This window comes from Ferrimonas lipolytica (genome assembly GCF_012295575.1).
GTDB classification, from domain to species: domain Bacteria; phylum Pseudomonadota; class Gammaproteobacteria; order Enterobacterales; family Shewanellaceae; genus Ferrimonas; species Ferrimonas lipolytica.
On the sequence record NZ_CP051180.1, the window covers coordinates 1,771,907 to 1,786,619 of the forward strand.

Here is a 14,713-nt window from a genome sequence, read left to right on the forward strand (position 1 = left end):
GCACAAGGACGCTATTAATAGGAGGTAATTGCCGCCAACTTTACCATCTACCGCGATATTTTGTAACAGCTTGGGTTTGACCTAGAGGCCCCCAAAGCAACACAATTAGGCCATCGCAGTTAATAAGTAAGCACTTTATGAATCAACCAGTTTTGCCAGCAGGAGCGAGCGGCGTACAGTATCTGCTCAAAGGGTTAGAACTTATTCGTCAGCCCGGCCTACGTCGGTTTGTAGTGGTCCCATTGGGGATCAACTTGATCCTCTTCTCCGCCGCCTTCTACTTTCTGTTTCAACAGATTAATGTTTGGATGGAACAGTTATTAGGCTCACTCCCACAATACCTAGATTGGCTAAACTTCCTGTTGTGGCCACTGATCTTCTTATCGGTAGTAATCAGTGCCAGCTACTTGTTCACCACCGTAATGAATTTTATCGCTGCCCCATTTAATGGCCTGTTAGCGGAGCAAGTTGAAAAGAAGTTAACCGGGGAAACCTTAGATACCGGTGGCATGGTTGATCTATTGAAAGACACCCCACGGCTACTAGGACGAGAGCTAACCAAACTAGGCTATTACCTACCTCGAGCCTTGCTGTTTCTTATCATACTGTTTTTTGTGCCTGGTATCGGCGCCGTCGCATGGTTTGCCTTTACCGCCTGGATGATGGCTATCCAATATTTGGATTACCCGTTTGATAACCACAAGGTGCCATTCTCACGTATGAAGAGTGCTCTTAAGATGCAGCGCTGGCGAGCCTTTACCTTCGGTGCTACCTGCGCAGTTATTGCCATGGTACCGATAGTGAACCTGATCCTGATGCCAGTTGCTATCTGCGGCGCTACCGCCTATTGGGTTGACCAATACCGTGAAGTACACCGTTTAGATAACTAGCACTTACGCATTATCGAGTTTGAGTGAAACAAAAAGGCGGCATCAATTCGATTGATGCCGCCTTTTTAATGGCTGTGTACCAACTAGGTGTTGTTCTAACCAATACTGTTAAAGCACCGGCTAGGCGATTTTTGATACAAGGGGAAAACATTCCGCCGTTGATCTTCTGCCGCATTGGAGCAGTCTAGCGAAGCGTTTGGGACTGCTCCAATGCAAGGGGGCTAAGCTCTCCCCTAATGCATACCAGAATGTGTCGTCGCCACCGCGACATAATCCCCTAAAGCACCACAATCGGTACAGCCGAAGGCTTGATATAAACCTCAATACTTAACTGTGACACAGCCTTTTTAATCCCGCCTATCTGGGACTAATCTCGTTATATCTGTTCTATTTAACTAGAAAGCGCAGGCTGCAATATCACTGCACTGGCAAGGCTAATAAATATTAGCCCACTGATCCTATCAACCCAAACGCTGTTGCGCTTCAATAGCGCCAGTAAGCCAGTCCGGCCAATACCCAACGCCACTAAAGCAAACCAGATCGCGTCGATGCCACCGGCAGTGAGCATCATCAACAACTGATCGGCAAGGGTTAATTCTGCAGTGACAAATTGACTGAATAAGGCGAGGAAAAAGATCGCCAATTTAGGATTTAAAAACGCAACCAAAAAGCCACCACCAAAACCACTAAAACGAGGCTGATGCTGCTCCTGTTGTTGATCTGTTGTAGCCACTGCACTGCGCAACAGTTTGTAGGCGGTAAAGAGCAAAAACGCCGCACCAGCGTATTGGATGGTGCTAAATAACCATGGTGTATTACTGATCAGTAACCCTAACCCCATGGCGGTTATCAACGCATATAAGCCAACCCCAACGCCATGCCCAACGGCAGTGGCAACCCCTCTTGAGGTACCACCACCAACGGTATTACTGATAACCAACGCCAAACTCGGCCCCGGACTAATTGCCCCTAAAGTGCATACTGCTGCCAGCGGCAACCAACTTACCAACGTCATTACTACTTCCTATTTAACTAATAACCTGAACCCACTTCGGCAATACTATGCGCCGCTGTGGATGAGTTACCCACAACACTGCCTTTGACTATTTAGCCGAGCTTGGCTCTACGACAACGCCATCGTCACTGTGTGAGTGGCATTGCTGGTTTAACTGCGCTTGACCGGAACAATACGCCCACTGACAAGTTTCATCCTCTTTTAGAGGCTCAAACAGCTCCTGTACTTCGTTAGCTTCTGGCTCGGTGCCTCTAGCCATGCGCTCAACAGTACGACGCACCAACCACACCGCAATCAGCGACCATAACACCACCCCGACCATTTCACCGGCTAACACGCCTTTAGCGCCGAACAGTTCAGACAAAATAAACACTGCCGGAACGGTACCTAAAAACGCTCGGGCAAAATTGAACATGGTCGCAATATGAGCCCGGTTAAGATTGTTAAAGCATGCATTGGTAATAAACAGTGTACCCGCAAAGATAAAACCACCAACTAACCAGTGCAGATAGAAATAGATAAGCTCTGCCGCCTCACCACCGACATCAAAAACAGCGACGATCCAGCCAGAGATGTTAGCAAGCAACACCCACACGCTCGTTACGTATGCCAAGTTGACCAGTAACGCATTGCGGATCGCCTCCTTTACCCGGCCATAGTCTTGTTGGCCGACGTTCTGGCCAATGATTGGCCCGATAGCGCCAGATAATGCGAACACAAACCCAAAGGCAACTGGTGCTAAGCGGCCAATAATTGCTGCTCCCGCCACAGCTGAGTCACCAAATTCAGCCATCACTTTAATGACGTAGCTACTGCCAATCGGCGTGGCCAAATTGGTTAGCATTGCGGGCAGAGCCACCACCATTACCTTTGGGAAATCGGCAATAAAGTGAGTCAACGATGGTTGTGCCAACAGTCGATATTTGCGATGTAACGGGATCAACGCCGCTAGCACAATTGCTAAACGCGCAACCACCGATGCCCACGCAGCACCTTCAAGACCCCAACCAAAGGTAAAGATAAACAATGGGTCTAGTACTGCGTTAACGATACCACCAAGCATAATTGCGTACATCGACAGCTTTGCTGCGCCTACTGCACGGAGGGCCGCCGCCGCCCCCATACCAATGGTTAAGAATACGGTGCTAGGTAACAAGATCTGACCATAACTCAACGCATATTGATGGGTTAGTCCATCAGCGCCTAACAGGGTTAACAGATATGGCAGTGCGTACCACAGCGGAATGGTCAGCACCAACCCCAGTAATGCACTTAACAGCAACACATTGGTGCAATAGCGCTTGGCGCCATCGCGGTCACGTGCACCTTCGGCTCGGGCAACCATCGCTCCCATCGCGATGTTCAAACCAATACTGATGGCCGTTAATAGAAATAATAGAGTTCCAGCAAAACCGATGGCGGCGGCCAACTCTTGCTCACCCAGTAAACTCAAAAAATACATGTCAGCCAAATCGACGGCAAACATGGTCATAAGGCCAATGCTGCTGGTGCTCGTCATCACTAAAATATGACGCAATGTACTGCCTTGAGTGAAAACCGCTTGGGTCACTGTAACTCCTTAAATGGGGGGATGTTGCGAATGTTCTAAACCAACTGCATTGGTGGGCTAGTATACTCGCTTTGGCAGGTTACGATACTGATCACATTGCCATTCGGCCCTAATCGAAGGCTGTGTCGTAGTTAGCTGTTGAAGTTTATCTTAAACCTTCAGCTTCACCGATTGCAGTACTCTTAAGGGGTTATGTCGCGGTGGCGACGACACATTCTGGTATGCATTAGGGGGGAGCTTAGCCCCCTTTGCAATCCCCCCCCCTTTGCCTTAGGTCACAGTCCAAAACGCTTCGCTGAACTGCTCCAATGCGGCAGAGACTCAACGGCGGTAGTGCTTTCCCTTTGCATCAAAACTCGCCTAGCTAGTGCTTTAACAGCATTGGAAAGAGCAACACTTAATTGGTACACAGCCGAATCGAAAGTGGCTTGCTCAGTACCATAGCCAAGCGTTGCCGAACCATGGCACTTATCACCTCGAAGTTGGCGGGATTGAAGCTGCATTTATTATCTTAGTTCGCCCAAGCTGGTTATATCGATAACCGCTAACGGAATCTGCAGCACATGGAAGTATTACGTACCCCTGATGATCGCTTTGCCGACTTACCGGAGTTCCCGTTCTCCCCAAACTATCATGACATCGATGATGCGGTATTAGGCACACTGCGTCTGCACTACCTAGATGAAGGCCCCAAAGGTGGAAAGGTGATCTTGTGTTTGCATGGAGAGCCAAGTTGGTGCTTTCTTTATCGCAAGATGATTCCTATCTTTGTCGCCGCCGGTTATCGGGTAATAGCACCAGATTTAATTGGCTTTGGTCGTTCCGATAAACCAACACAACTAGAGCATTTTAGCTATCAGCGCCATATCGATTGGTTAGTGAGTCTAATTGAAACGTTAGAGCTTGCTGGGATCACTCTAATCGCCCAAGACTGGGGCGGATTGTTAGGCTTACGCATTGCCACCGAACATCCACAACGATTTGCACAGATAAGCTTAGCTAATACCGGTTTGCCTACCGGCGACCAGCCGATGCAAGCGGCATTTTTAGCGTGGCGAAAGTATGCGCTGAGTGTTGCGAAGTTCGATGCCGGAGCAATCTGTGGTGGTTACCTCACCAAGGATCCAACCCAATACCTTAGTGAACAGATTATCCAAGCCTATCGAGCACCATTTCCAGATCAACGCTTTACTGCCGCTGCTCGCGCCTTTCCAAGCTTGGTGCCGATAACAGTTGACGATCCCGCCACCCAAGCTAATCGAAAAGCGTGGCAAGCATTAATGGTATGGAACAAACCGATGTTGATGTGCTTTAGTGATAACGATCCGATCACGGCAGGGGGTGACAAAGCCTTCATTAACCGTGTTCCTGGTTGCCGACATCAACCCCACACCACTTTAAAGGGTAGCCATTTCGTACAGGAGTATGATGGCGAAAACTGGGCTAAGACGGTGCTAGCTTGGCTTGATAACTGCGCTTCCTAGATGTTGTTGCTATTGGCCAAAACCAACAATGGCGCACCGTTTTCAGTGAGCCATTGTATTAGCCTAGGATGGTTTGCTTTGGCGAATGATCTAGCGTGGCCGATACTTGTTTAGACAAGCAAAAACGTGACTGTGATCGCTAGACATGCACTTATAGAATGCTTTTTCATTGGTCACCGCTTTACGACACTGACTAGGACTACTTTGTTGATTGAGCTGACGTGCTAAATGTTGGACTTTAACCAACTGCACTTCAGTAATGTCGCCATTTTTATACTTCTTTTGCGCCATCCGCTTCAACATCGCTAAGCTCGAGGTAATGTTACCGTCCGCTCGATTACAATCGAGTGGCTGATTGTTGTACGCCATATCAATAATGGAACTATCGAGCTCTTGAGCAAGCTGCTCAGCTTGCTCAGATAAGTTTACTCCGCGATCCGGCGGTAAGCGCGTGACGACCGTAGCACTGCGGGGTTTCTCAGGCACAAACTCTTGTAAGTCCCTACTGCCCTCAAGCGGGGCCAGTTCGCTATAGTGAACCTGCCCTTGCTCGTCAACCCACTTATAGATTGTCGACCACGCAGGGCAACTCACGAGTATTAGTAGTATTACCAAACTTCGCATCACAGTTCCTTGTGCATTAGAACGACCAATTCCGTTTAGGTCACTCACATTTTGAACGCTAACTTCACCTGAATCGTTGCAAACCGCAACGGTAATCCAAGCTCACGTTTCAAGAATGTTATCACAGTTGCCAAACAATACACCTTTAGCAAGCTGCTTGTATTTGGCTACAAGTGACCATTATTCAACATTATAGCTCGAATTCTAATTGTTACTGAGTAGCCCACAAAACACACAATGCTCTAACATAGACACCACTTTTTAGGCGCGAGTCACTGCCAGGCCCGCCTCCAACAGCAACTTACTGCGTCACGATATGGATAGCGTTGAACAAAACCACGCCGTTTTAGACAAAACAGACAATTCACAGTCGTCGCGTGGCAGAGATCGCTTACATTTTAAAGGCACAATAACGGTAGCCAGAATCTACCCTAACCCTATAAATTGAATAAACTTGTCTCTATGTTACAGCGCAGGACAGAATGATGGATCGGACACCTAATTGTTTATGTATTTGTGGAGCAACCCAATTTCAGGTGTTTTCAGCGCCACTATTGCGGGTCTACTGCCATTGCACCATTTGCCAACGATTTAATAATGCCCCCTTCGCCGACGTCACCATATTCCGCACCGAAGATGTCCGTATGCCTGCACCGAACAGCGTCCAGTTCAAGCGTTACAAGTCTCCCCCAGCAGTTCAACGGGGAAGCTGTAGTCACTGCGGCTCACCTGCTATTGAGCTAGTCGATCTACCACTGCTACCGAAACTGGTGGTGGTGCCAACTGCCAACATCAAACAAGAGCAATATATTCCGCGGCCATCGTTGCATATCTTCTACGATAAACGAGTCGCAGAAATCGATGATTCTCTCGATAAGTATCATGGCTTTGCGCGTAGTCAGTTAGCTTTATCCAGTAAGCTGATAAAAGCGCTTCTTAATCAACCACATATATAGGAGTGCGTGTGTCGGTCCAACGCATTATTTTTGCCATAGTTGCTGTGGCACTGGCGCTCAGCCAAGTCGAACTTGATCTACCACCATTAGATGCTGGCAAAACAACAGCATCAGTTACTGGTTCCTCGTTAATAGAGCAGGCTTTTACCAACCAACAGAGCGACGTGCAGGTTGAGGGCAGTGGCACCGTAACCAAGCTATTAGCTGATGATCTTAAGGGCAGTCGCCATCAACGCTTTATCATTACCTTAGCTTCGAACCGCACTCTACTCATTGCCCATAACATCGATTTAGCGCCAAGAATCGACGCACTTGCAGTCGGCGATACTGTCTACTTTTATGGTGAATATGAATGGAACCAACGGGGTGGCGTATTGCACTGGACCCATCATGACCCACGAGGTCATCACGTGGATGGATGGTTAAGGCACCACAACCGAGTTTATCAGTAGTTTTGGGGCACCAGCGGTGCCAATAAAAAGACTAACTATCAGTTAGTAAGTTCTAATTTGTATATCGCTACTGCCGAACAGTATCTAATTATCGGCATTCACACCCATGACGAATAAAATTCATATAGCTTTTGAATTGTCCTTTATTCCATAAGGATATAAGAGATAACGAACCATCACTTCACCGTTAGCGCTTGCCCTATATGCTAACTCCATAACTACAGGATTTATTTCACGTCATTGCAGGAAAGCAGATCATGGCCAAGATTTTTCAAGATAACTCGCAAACCATCGGCAACACACCTTTAGTTCGCCTCAACCGAGTCACCAACGGCACCAACGTTCTCGCGAAAGTGGAAGCTCGTAACCCCTCTTTCAGTGTAAAATGTCGTTTGGGTGCCAACATGATTTGGGAAGCTGAGAAAAACGGCACGCTCTCAGCTGGAAAAGAGATCATTGAACCGACCTCCGGTAACACCGGTATCGCCTTGGCTTTTGTTGCTGCGTCCCGTGGCTACAAACTCACCCTAACCATGCCCAATACCATGAGCTTGGAACGCCGTAAGCTACTCAAAGCACTTGGTGCCAATCTGGTATTAACCGAAGGGGCTAAAGGCATGAAGGGCGCAGTAGCTAAAGCGGAAGAGATCCGTGACAGCAATCCAGAAACCTTTGTACTGCTGCAACAATTCGAAAACCCAGCCAACCCAGCTATCCACGAAAAAACCACTGGCCCAGAGATCTGGGACGATACCGACGGTGAGGTAGATGTGTTTGTTGCCGGTGTTGGCACTGGCGGTACCATCACCGGTACCTCTCGCTACCTTAAAAACACTAAAGGCAAAGCGGTTTATACCGTTGCGGTTGAGCCAACCGATTCTCCTGTAATCGGCCAAGCACTGCGGGGTGAAGAGCTCACTCCTGGGCCACACAAAATTCAAGGCATCGGCGCTGGATTTATTCCAGGCAACCTCGATCTAAGCACCGTTGACGAAGCGGTAACCGTTGATAACGACGACGCTATCGAAATGGCTCGTCGCTTAATGGAAGAGGAAGGAATCTTAGCTGGTATCAGCTCTGGCGCTGCTGTGGTTGCTGTTAATAAGCTAATCGAAGCCAAACCAGAGTTAAAAGACAAGACGATTGTAGTCATTTTACCGTCTGCAGCAGAACGTTATCTCTCTTCTGCGCTGTTCGCTGGTGTCTTTACTGATTCAGAAAACGTTCAATAAAATCTGAAGCTTAAGATAAATTAAAGACGACTCAAGCGAGTCGTCTTTTTTGTTACCGCAGATTTGACCCAGTGCAATTACTCACCGTATGCTTACGCCACAAAAATTAGATTCGCAATGGACATATATGTACCAACGCCAAATCACAATTACCGCTCCACACGGGATCCACACTCGCCCCGCCGCTCTTCTCGTCCGCAAAGCCCAACAGTTTAAATCTGAGATAGTGGTTGCCTGCCAAGGTGAACAAGCCAACGCCAAAAGCCTGTTTCGATTGCAGATGCTCAACCTTAGCCACGGGGCTGAAGTAAACCTAAGCGCCGATGGTGAAGATGAGCAACAAGCAGTTGAAGAGCTGGTACAACTGCTTGAAACCCTTACTTGATAACAATATCCCTTAGGGGAGCACTCCATGGTTGATAAATGCATAGCGCTATTTATACAGTTCGATTATCCCGCGCTAACGAATAAGCTCAGTAAATCACCACCAGTCAAACTATGATTAACGGTAGCATGCGCCGTTATCAGTATGAGCGTATCAACGAAGCAAAAACTCGTTGTCCGAAATGAGTTAATTGGTTGTATCCCAAACCAAAAAGCTAATATGATGGTTGAAACACTGCACCGTCTCACGTATACGGAAGGACAATAGATGGGTTTTCTTAGTCGTTTACGACGCATCATCGATAACCGCGAAGCACCCATTGAAGGGGTGGAGTTAGTCGCACCGGTTTCAGGGAAATTGGTGCCTATCGAAAACGTCCCAGATGTGGTCTTTTCTGAAAAGATTGTTGGCGATGGCGTTGCTATCGATCCAAGCGGCAATCAAGTTGTAGCACCGATTGATGGCACTATCGGCCGTATTTTTGATGCCAACCATGCCTTTGCAATGGAGTCCCCCCTTGGCTTAGAGATTTTTGTCCATTTTGGTATCGACACTGTCGAACTGCGCGGTACTGGTTTTAAGCGTTTAGCTGAAGAGGGGCAAAAGGTCGTAGCAGGGGAACCAATTCTCGAGTTTGATCTTGAGTACCTCAAAGAGCACGCTAAAAGCGTATTAACTCCAGTTGTAATCGCCAACATGGAAGACGTAAAACAGCTAAACAAGCTTGAAGGCACAGTAGAAGCTGGCGTAACTCCTATTCTCACTATCGAACTTTAAGCTCTGCCCAACGCCGCATTCAGTGGCGTTGGTTAGTTCCAAATTGCCCATGCCCTCCCCTTGCAACCACAGCTTGTCGATATTATCTCTTTCAGCTATCAACCCAATTGCTTGGTACATGTGAACCATTCTGGTCGCTCTGTTATGCTGCCTTAAAGCACGATAAAAGGAATAACACTCGATATGTCTGGCAACAACTTGGTTCTCTTTGGCATTAAGAACTGCGATACCGTCAAAAAAGCTCGCAAGCACTTAGAGCAGCAATCTCGCCCTTACCAGTTTCATGATTTCCGCGAACAAGGACTCGATCTCGAGACAGTTGAACGCTGGCTAACTCAAGTTGAATTTAAAGTGCTGCTCAACACTCGCTCAACCAGCTGGCGCCAATTGGATGACAGCGACAAACAAGACGTTGACCAAGCGAAAGCAATTGAGCTAATGCTCGCTAACCCAACGCTAGTAAAGCGTCCAGTGATTGAGTTGGGCACTGCCGTAACGGTAGGCTTCAAGCCAGCAGACTTTGAACAATGGGTGGCACAGCATGATTGATTCTGAAGTACTGGCGCTAGCAAAGAACCTGATAGGGCGTGAATCAGTCACTCCCAATGATGCCGGTTGCCAGCAGTTAATGGCAGATTATCTGCGCAACTGTGGGTTTGATATTGAGTCGATGGTGTTTCACGACACCACCAACATGTGGGCCCGCCGCAATAAACAAGGGCCACTTTTTTGTTTTGCCGGCCACACTGACGTGGTTCCTAGCGGAAAGTTAGAACACTGGCATACCCCTCCTTTTGAGCCTACGGTTATCGACGGCATGCTCTACGGTCGTGGTGCTGCCGATATGAAAGGGTCTTTAGCTGCTATGCTGGTCGCCACTAAGCGCTTTGTGGCAAAGCACCCTGAGCATAAAGGGTCAATCGCCTTTTTGATCACCTCCGATGAAGAGGGGCCGTTTATTAACGGCACCGTCAAGGTCGTCGAAACCCTTGAAGCTCGCAATGAAAAGATCGATTGGTGCTTAGTTGGCGAGCCTTCGAGCACCGACAAGGTTGGTGACATTATAAAGAACGGCCGCCGCGGTAGCCTTACCGGTAGCCTGACGGTGCATGGCATTCAAGGTCATGTTGCTTACCCTCATCTGGCCAAAAATCCAATTCACCTTGCTGCCCCTGCACTAGCAGAACTAGCACATACCCGTTGGGACGAAGGCAATCAGTACTTCCCACCAACTAGCTTTCAGGTAGCTAATATCGCCGCAGGTACTGGCGCACCTAACGTTGTTCCAGGTGAACTGGAGGTACAATTTAACTTTCGTTTTTGCACCGAAAGTCACGCCCATGTTCTCAAGGTTCGCACTCAAGAGATCCTAGACCGTCACAACCTCGAATACGATCTAAACTGGATTCTGAATGGTGAACCCTTCCTTACCGGTGAGGGCAAGCTACTAACGGCTACTCAGGATGCCATATTAGCCGTAACCGGCTACCCTACTGATCCCCAAACCAGCGGCGGCACCAGCGACGGACGATTTATCGCCCCAACCGGTGCGCAGGTAGTCGAGCTTGGCCCTTGTAATGCCACTATCCACAAGGTCAATGAGTGCGTTGCCGTTGACGATTTAGACACATTGGCTGACATCTACGAGCAGCTCTTGGAAAATCTGCTGTGCTGAATGCAGAGCAACTTGTCGGTATCGACCAATCGCACCTAATCGAGATCGGTCAGCAACGGCTCGAGCGGCGTTGTGCTAAGGCATTTATTGCCTTACAACATGGGGCAGCAGATGCTGGTTTTGATATTAAAATCTGCTCTGGCTGGCGCTCCTTTGAACGCCAGCTGGCAATCTTTAACGGCAAGGCGCAGGGCAAGCGACCACTCAATAACCGCCAAGGGGAACTCTGTAGCGCCGAGCAGATGAGTGATGCGGATCTATTAGACGCCATCTTAGCCTGGTCAGCACTGCCCGGGGGTTCACGTCATCATTGGGGGACTGATGTTGATATCTATGACGCCAAACAGATCACATTGGCTGATTTAGCGTTGGAACCATGGGAATACCAACAAGGTGGCCCAAACCATGCCCTGAGCCAGTGGCTTGATGCCAATATGGCTGCTTACGGTTTTTTTCGTCCCTACCAACAGGAGTTGGGAGGGGTTGCGCCAGAATTATGGCATTTAAGCTACGCACCGGTCGCTGCTAACGCGCTCGAGCAGCTCAGTCTATCGCTGTTAGAAAAAACCCTAACCGATAGCGATATCTCGTTAAAAGCAACAATATTAGCGCAGCTACCGGGTTTGATTGAACGTTACTGCTACCGAATAAGTAGTCCGTAATAAAGTGTTTCTTGGCCAAGTAGTCAAACCACTGCACAAATAAAAATAGGAGCTTAACGCTCCTATTTTTCTATCTGTTAACCCTAGCCGTTGCTGTTGAGTTACTCAGGTACGATCCAATCAACGCTGAAGCGAGCACCAATGCCTTGAGTTAGCTTCTCGGTTAACCATGGTAGTAAATCATTCATCTGCTGCTCTAACTTCCACGGCGGGTTAATAACAATCATGCCCGAACCTGTCATGCCGTGAGTGTTGGCATCGCCCATCACATTCATTTCAATCTTGAGAATGCTACGGATCCCTGAAGCCTTTAAGCGACGTTCAATAAAATCAACGTTCTCACGGTAAACCACCGGATACCAAATAGCGAAGGTGCCAGTAGCCCAACGTTTATGGCCTTCAACAACGCCCTTAACCAAATCATCATATTCAGTTTTTAGCTCGTACGGAGGATCAATTAACACCATACCACGACGCTCTTTAGGCGGCATGCTGGCCTTAATCTGTTGATAACCATCGGCTTTCAATATCTGGGCACGACGATCACCCCCGAACTCCTGCTTAAGGCGGGGAAAATCAGTTGGGTGCAACTCGGTCATCATCAGGCGATCGTGCGCTCGCAGCATTAAACCGGCAAGCTTTGGGCTGCCTGGGTAATAGCGTAAATCACCATTTGGGTTTAGTTCTTTTACCGCTTTCAGGTACGGGTGCAGTGTTTGTGGGCAGTCCTGGCCCCATAAGCGTCCAATGCCATCCACAAACTCACCGGTTTTCTCGGCGTGTTCAGACTGCAGATCATAACGCCCGGCACCAGAGTGACTGTCGTGATAAACAAACGGCTTATCTTTGCCTTTAAGGGCATCGATGATCAGCGCTTGAACGGTGTGTTTTAAGACGTCAGCATGGTTGCCAGCGTGAAAACTGTGGCGATAGCTCAGCATAGTGAGGAAGCTCGGTTACTGGAAAGACCGGCTAATATACCAAACTCGGAGGCGCTTACGATGGTTCTTAAGCAGATTTTCTAGTTCTGTTGAACCTATTTACGCTTTTCCGAAGACAGCCGCTCTGCCAAATTATCGATTACACGGTCAACCAGTGGCGACACAAATGGCACTAATACGGCGGATACCACCAAAGATAATAAAATACTCATAACGAACCTAGCTAACAAACCTCATATACGACTTTAGTCTAATGTTTAGCGGTCCGTGCCAAAACTGTACCTTGATATACGCGCTTAATCGTCGATGTCTTCACCCAACCGACGCGCAATGGCATCAACGATAAATGCCCATAAGAACGCCAATATCGGCCGTAAAAACAACGTAATTGGGATTGCCAGTAAGGCCAATAACACCACTTCAAACATGCTGAGCTCCACTATAGGAAAGCTCGACTACCAAGCTTCAATGCGGCGGAGTGTAACAACTGAAATTAACGAATTGCATAGTTGAAACTCACTAATGCGACATTATCGCAGCGCTTAAAATTAACTAACTGATTATTGGATGTTTATATTTGGTGATCTAACTCACATTAATTACATTTGTCGCCACAATTGGTGAATTCAACAACTAAAGAGACAGCAAGGCTCCCAATTGCCAACGCAACACTCGTTAATTTACCAAAATAATGTTACCTATTTGTTATCGCTAAACTTCACTGGCATCGTATTTGCCAATGAGCGTCGACTACATTCAAGGAGCGCACCCCGTGCCAGATACCGCAACTATATTGCTCGCACCAATTTTAATACTGCAAGGAAAGTGGCTGCGTTGGCGTCTACCTAAACTGCCTGAAGCAGCTGGAGACCGGCAAGGGCGGATAGGTATCGGTAATAAACAGCCACTATCGTTGATGATTGTAGGCGATAGCGCCGCCGCGGGAGTGGGGGTAGCGCAACAACAGCAGGCGTTGTCTGGCCAGTTGGCAAATCATTTGTCACAACAGTTTGATCTAACTTGGCAATTACGTGCCCAAAGTGGCCTCAAAACCGCTGAAACCGAGCAAATTTTAACGGGTGAGTTAACCGAAGAGTTTGACGTCCTAGTGATATCATTAGGAGTAAACGACGCCAAAAGCACCGACTCTGCTAAGCGCTGGCTGCAGCAACTTAACACAGTGGTAGAACAGCTTCGTAATGAGACCAAACCAAGGCTGATCTTGATTGCGGAGCTACCACCGATGGGGCGTTTTCCTAAATTTCCACAACCGTTACGCGCATGGCTAGGATGGCGAGCCAACACCTTTAACCGGCATCTACGCCAATGGGTGCAACAGCAGCCCAATACCGAGCTAACCTCGGTACCGGAATTAGGCGCTGATCTCGCCATTGACGGTTTGCATCCCGGCGCCAACACCTACCGCTTGTGGGGCCAAGCTGTTGCGGAAAGAATTACCCAACGGCTAGGCTAATCTTATCTGGTAGCGCGGCCTAAGTTACCAGTAAGCCAATTAACCTCCGCCTAACTGCAGCTGTTGTTCAGGCGGCAATTGACACAATAGTGCCATCAACTCTGAGTCGTTTTTGAGCATTAGCAGCTTGTTAAAGTCAGTTCTTGGAAAAATTGCCGGAAGACCCACTTTGCCATCAGTTACCGTGCACACCGCTTTAGTCGTTCGCATATGGCGCATCAATAGTTGTTGATGATCCACCGCGGTTAGCTCCACTTGATGCGGTAATGCCAGATAGATTTGCTCCGCTTTGGTGGTGCTAATGCGGCTAACACCTTCCGCTAACAGTAGCGCCAACCCCTGCTCTGCCAGATCGGATTTGATAACAATACCTTGGATACAATGCGGCAATAGCGAGTTTGGTGCGTGCGCCACATAGTGGGGGGCATTAATAGCCCGATAGAGCTGCCCAGCGCAATGCTCAAACACTGTGGTATCACCAAAGGACGTCGATAACGACTGGTTAGCAGCAATGGTTGCATCAGCCGTTGCCAGTAACAGCGTAACCAGCTTATGGCTCATCGAACCCTCCTATAA

The 14,713-nt window shown here is 48.2% G+C and carries 17 protein-coding genes; 11 read left to right on the forward strand and 6 right to left on the reverse strand.

What is annotated here, in order from left to right:
• Nucleotides 1–137: 137 nt before the first annotated feature.
• Nucleotides 138–890 carry a sulfate transporter CysZ gene (gene cysZ / locus HER31_RS08290; protein ID WP_168660133.1) on the forward strand — a complete coding sequence of 251 codons (753 nt, stop codon included), beginning with the start codon at nucleotides 138–140 and terminating at the stop codon, nucleotides 888–890.
• A gap of 391 nt (nucleotides 891–1,281) precedes the next feature.
• Here cysZ and HER31_RS08295 read toward each other — a convergent pair whose 3' ends face one another.
• Together HER31_RS08295 and HER31_RS08300 are read right to left on the reverse strand one after the other, a co-directional pair.
• The gene (locus HER31_RS08295) at nucleotides 1,282–1,905 is read right to left on the reverse strand and encodes a LysE family translocator (RefSeq protein WP_168660134.1); all 624 of its coding nucleotides are present in this window, start codon (nucleotides 1,903–1,905) and stop codon (nucleotides 1,282–1,284) included.
• Nucleotides 1,906–1,993: 88 nt separating this feature from the next.
• Nucleotides 1,994–3,475, reverse strand: a complete 1,482-nt coding sequence (locus tag HER31_RS08300; protein WP_202983618.1) for an MATE family efflux transporter — start codon at nucleotides 3,473–3,475, stop codon at nucleotides 1,994–1,996.
• Nucleotides 3,476–4,038: 563 nt separating this feature from the next.
• Here HER31_RS08300 and HER31_RS08305 point away from each other — a divergent pair.
• Complete coding sequence (locus tag HER31_RS08305; protein WP_168660135.1) at nucleotides 4,039–4,959, forward strand: haloalkane dehalogenase; 921 nt, start codon at nucleotides 4,039–4,041, stop codon at nucleotides 4,957–4,959.
• 90 nt (nucleotides 4,960–5,049) lie between these two features.
• Here the strand turns inward: HER31_RS08305 and HER31_RS08310 are convergent, their stop codons facing one another.
• The gene (locus tag HER31_RS08310) at nucleotides 5,050–5,583 is read right to left on the reverse strand and encodes a DUF4124 domain-containing protein (protein ID WP_168660136.1); all 534 of its coding nucleotides are present in this window, start codon (nucleotides 5,581–5,583) and stop codon (nucleotides 5,050–5,052) included.
• Nucleotides 5,584–6,065: 482 nt separating this feature from the next.
• On the opposite strand from HER31_RS08310, the gene HER31_RS08315 reads away from it, so the two are divergent.
• From HER31_RS08315 to HER31_RS08350, 8 genes are all read left to right on the forward strand, one after another.
• On the forward strand, nucleotides 6,066–6,539 hold the full coding sequence (locus tag HER31_RS08315; protein WP_168660137.1) for a GFA family protein: 474 nt from the start codon (nucleotides 6,066–6,068) through the stop codon (nucleotides 6,537–6,539).
• An 8-nt stretch (nucleotides 6,540–6,547) separates the two neighbouring features.
• Nucleotides 6,548–6,991 carry a DUF3465 domain-containing protein gene (locus HER31_RS08320; protein WP_238786909.1) on the forward strand — a complete coding sequence of 148 codons (444 nt, stop codon included), beginning with the start codon at nucleotides 6,548–6,550 and terminating at the stop codon, nucleotides 6,989–6,991.
• 257 nt (nucleotides 6,992–7,248) lie between these two features.
• Nucleotides 7,249–8,223, forward strand: coding sequence for a cysteine synthase A (cysK, locus tag HER31_RS08325; protein ID WP_168660138.1), 975 nt, complete (start codon nucleotides 7,249–7,251; stop codon nucleotides 8,221–8,223).
• Between the two features lie 127 nt (nucleotides 8,224–8,350).
• On the forward strand, nucleotides 8,351–8,608 hold the full coding sequence (locus HER31_RS08330; RefSeq protein WP_168660139.1) for an HPr family phosphocarrier protein: 258 nt from the start codon (nucleotides 8,351–8,353) through the stop codon (nucleotides 8,606–8,608).
• A 267-nt stretch (nucleotides 8,609–8,875) separates the two neighbouring features.
• Nucleotides 8,876–9,385, forward strand: coding sequence for a PTS glucose transporter subunit IIA (crr, locus tag HER31_RS08335; RefSeq protein ID WP_168660140.1), 510 nt, complete (start codon nucleotides 8,876–8,878; stop codon nucleotides 9,383–9,385).
• A gap of 183 nt (nucleotides 9,386–9,568) precedes the next feature.
• Nucleotides 9,569–9,934 carry an ArsC family reductase gene (locus HER31_RS08340; RefSeq protein WP_168660141.1) on the forward strand — a complete coding sequence of 122 codons (366 nt, stop codon included), beginning with the start codon at nucleotides 9,569–9,571 and terminating at the stop codon, nucleotides 9,932–9,934.
• A complete protein-coding gene (gene dapE / locus HER31_RS08345) occupies nucleotides 9,927–11,060 on the forward strand; it encodes a succinyl-diaminopimelate desuccinylase (protein WP_202983619.1) in 1,134 nt (377 codons plus the stop codon). Before HER31_RS08340 ends, dapE begins: the two co-directional genes overlap by 8 nt.
• Nucleotides 11,054–11,722 (forward strand): M15 family metallopeptidase, encoded by a 669-nt coding sequence (locus HER31_RS08350; protein WP_168660142.1) that lies wholly within the window; start codon nucleotides 11,054–11,056, stop codon nucleotides 11,720–11,722. The genes dapE and HER31_RS08350 overlap by 7 nt, the downstream gene beginning before the upstream one ends.
• A gap of 101 nt (nucleotides 11,723–11,823) precedes the next feature.
• Here HER31_RS08350 and HER31_RS08355 read toward each other — a convergent pair whose 3' ends face one another.
• Nucleotides 11,824–12,663 (reverse strand): 23S rRNA (adenine(2030)-N(6))-methyltransferase RlmJ, encoded by an 840-nt coding sequence (locus tag HER31_RS08355; RefSeq protein ID WP_168660143.1) that lies wholly within the window; start codon nucleotides 12,661–12,663, stop codon nucleotides 11,824–11,826.
• A gap of 296 nt (nucleotides 12,664–12,959) precedes the next feature.
• Nucleotides 12,960–13,091 carry a hypothetical protein gene (locus tag HER31_RS18890; protein ID WP_275060711.1) on the reverse strand — a complete coding sequence of 44 codons (132 nt, stop codon included), beginning with the start codon at nucleotides 13,089–13,091 and terminating at the stop codon, nucleotides 12,960–12,962.
• A 344-nt stretch (nucleotides 13,092–13,435) separates the two neighbouring features.
• On the opposite strand from HER31_RS18890, the gene HER31_RS08360 reads away from it, so the two are divergent.
• Nucleotides 13,436–14,137 carry an SGNH/GDSL hydrolase family protein gene (locus HER31_RS08360; RefSeq protein WP_168660144.1) on the forward strand — a complete coding sequence of 234 codons (702 nt, stop codon included), beginning with the start codon at nucleotides 13,436–13,438 and terminating at the stop codon, nucleotides 14,135–14,137.
• Between the two features lie 39 nt (nucleotides 14,138–14,176).
• Here HER31_RS08360 and HER31_RS08365 read toward each other — a convergent pair whose 3' ends face one another.
• Entirely contained in the window at nucleotides 14,177–14,698 is a 522-nt protein-coding gene (locus tag HER31_RS08365) for a glycosyltransferase family protein (protein WP_168660145.1), read from the reverse strand.
• Nucleotides 14,699–14,713 lie beyond the last annotated feature (15 nt).

What these genes read in the sequence shown, in the direction of transcription:
- cysZ (WP_168660133.1), top strand. Translation starts at nt 138, where the DNA reads ATGAATCAACCAGTTTTGCCAGCAGGAGCGAGCGGCGTACAGTATCTG.
- HER31_RS08295 (WP_168660134.1), bottom strand. Translation starts at nt 1,905, where the DNA reads ATGACGTTGGTAAGTTGGTTGCCGCTGGCAGCAGTATGCACTTTAGGG.
- HER31_RS08305 (WP_168660135.1), top strand. Translation starts at nt 4,039, where the DNA reads ATGGAAGTATTACGTACCCCTGATGATCGCTTTGCCGACTTACCGGAG.
- HER31_RS08310 (WP_168660136.1), bottom strand. Translation starts at nt 5,583, where the DNA reads ATGCGAAGTTTGGTAATACTACTAATACTCGTGAGTTGCCCTGCGTGG.
- HER31_RS08315 (WP_168660137.1), top strand. Translation starts at nt 6,066, where the DNA reads ATGATGGATCGGACACCTAATTGTTTATGTATTTGTGGAGCAACCCAA.
- cysK (WP_168660138.1), top strand. Translation starts at nt 7,249, where the DNA reads ATGGCCAAGATTTTTCAAGATAACTCGCAAACCATCGGCAACACACCT.
- HER31_RS08330 (WP_168660139.1), top strand. Translation starts at nt 8,351, where the DNA reads ATGTACCAACGCCAAATCACAATTACCGCTCCACACGGGATCCACACT.
- crr (WP_168660140.1), top strand. Translation starts at nt 8,876, where the DNA reads ATGGGTTTTCTTAGTCGTTTACGACGCATCATCGATAACCGCGAAGCA.
- HER31_RS08340 (WP_168660141.1), top strand. Translation starts at nt 9,569, where the DNA reads ATGTCTGGCAACAACTTGGTTCTCTTTGGCATTAAGAACTGCGATACC.
- dapE (WP_202983619.1), top strand. Translation starts at nt 9,927, where the DNA reads ATGATTGATTCTGAAGTACTGGCGCTAGCAAAGAACCTGATAGGGCGT.
- HER31_RS08355 (WP_168660143.1), bottom strand. Translation starts at nt 12,663, where the DNA reads ATGCTGAGCTATCGCCACAGTTTTCACGCTGGCAACCATGCTGACGTC.
- HER31_RS18890 (WP_275060711.1), bottom strand. Translation starts at nt 13,091, where the DNA reads ATGTTTGAAGTGGTGTTATTGGCCTTACTGGCAATCCCAATTACGTTG.
- HER31_RS08365 (WP_168660145.1), bottom strand. Translation starts at nt 14,698, where the DNA reads ATGAGCCATAAGCTGGTTACGCTGTTACTGGCAACGGCTGATGCAACC.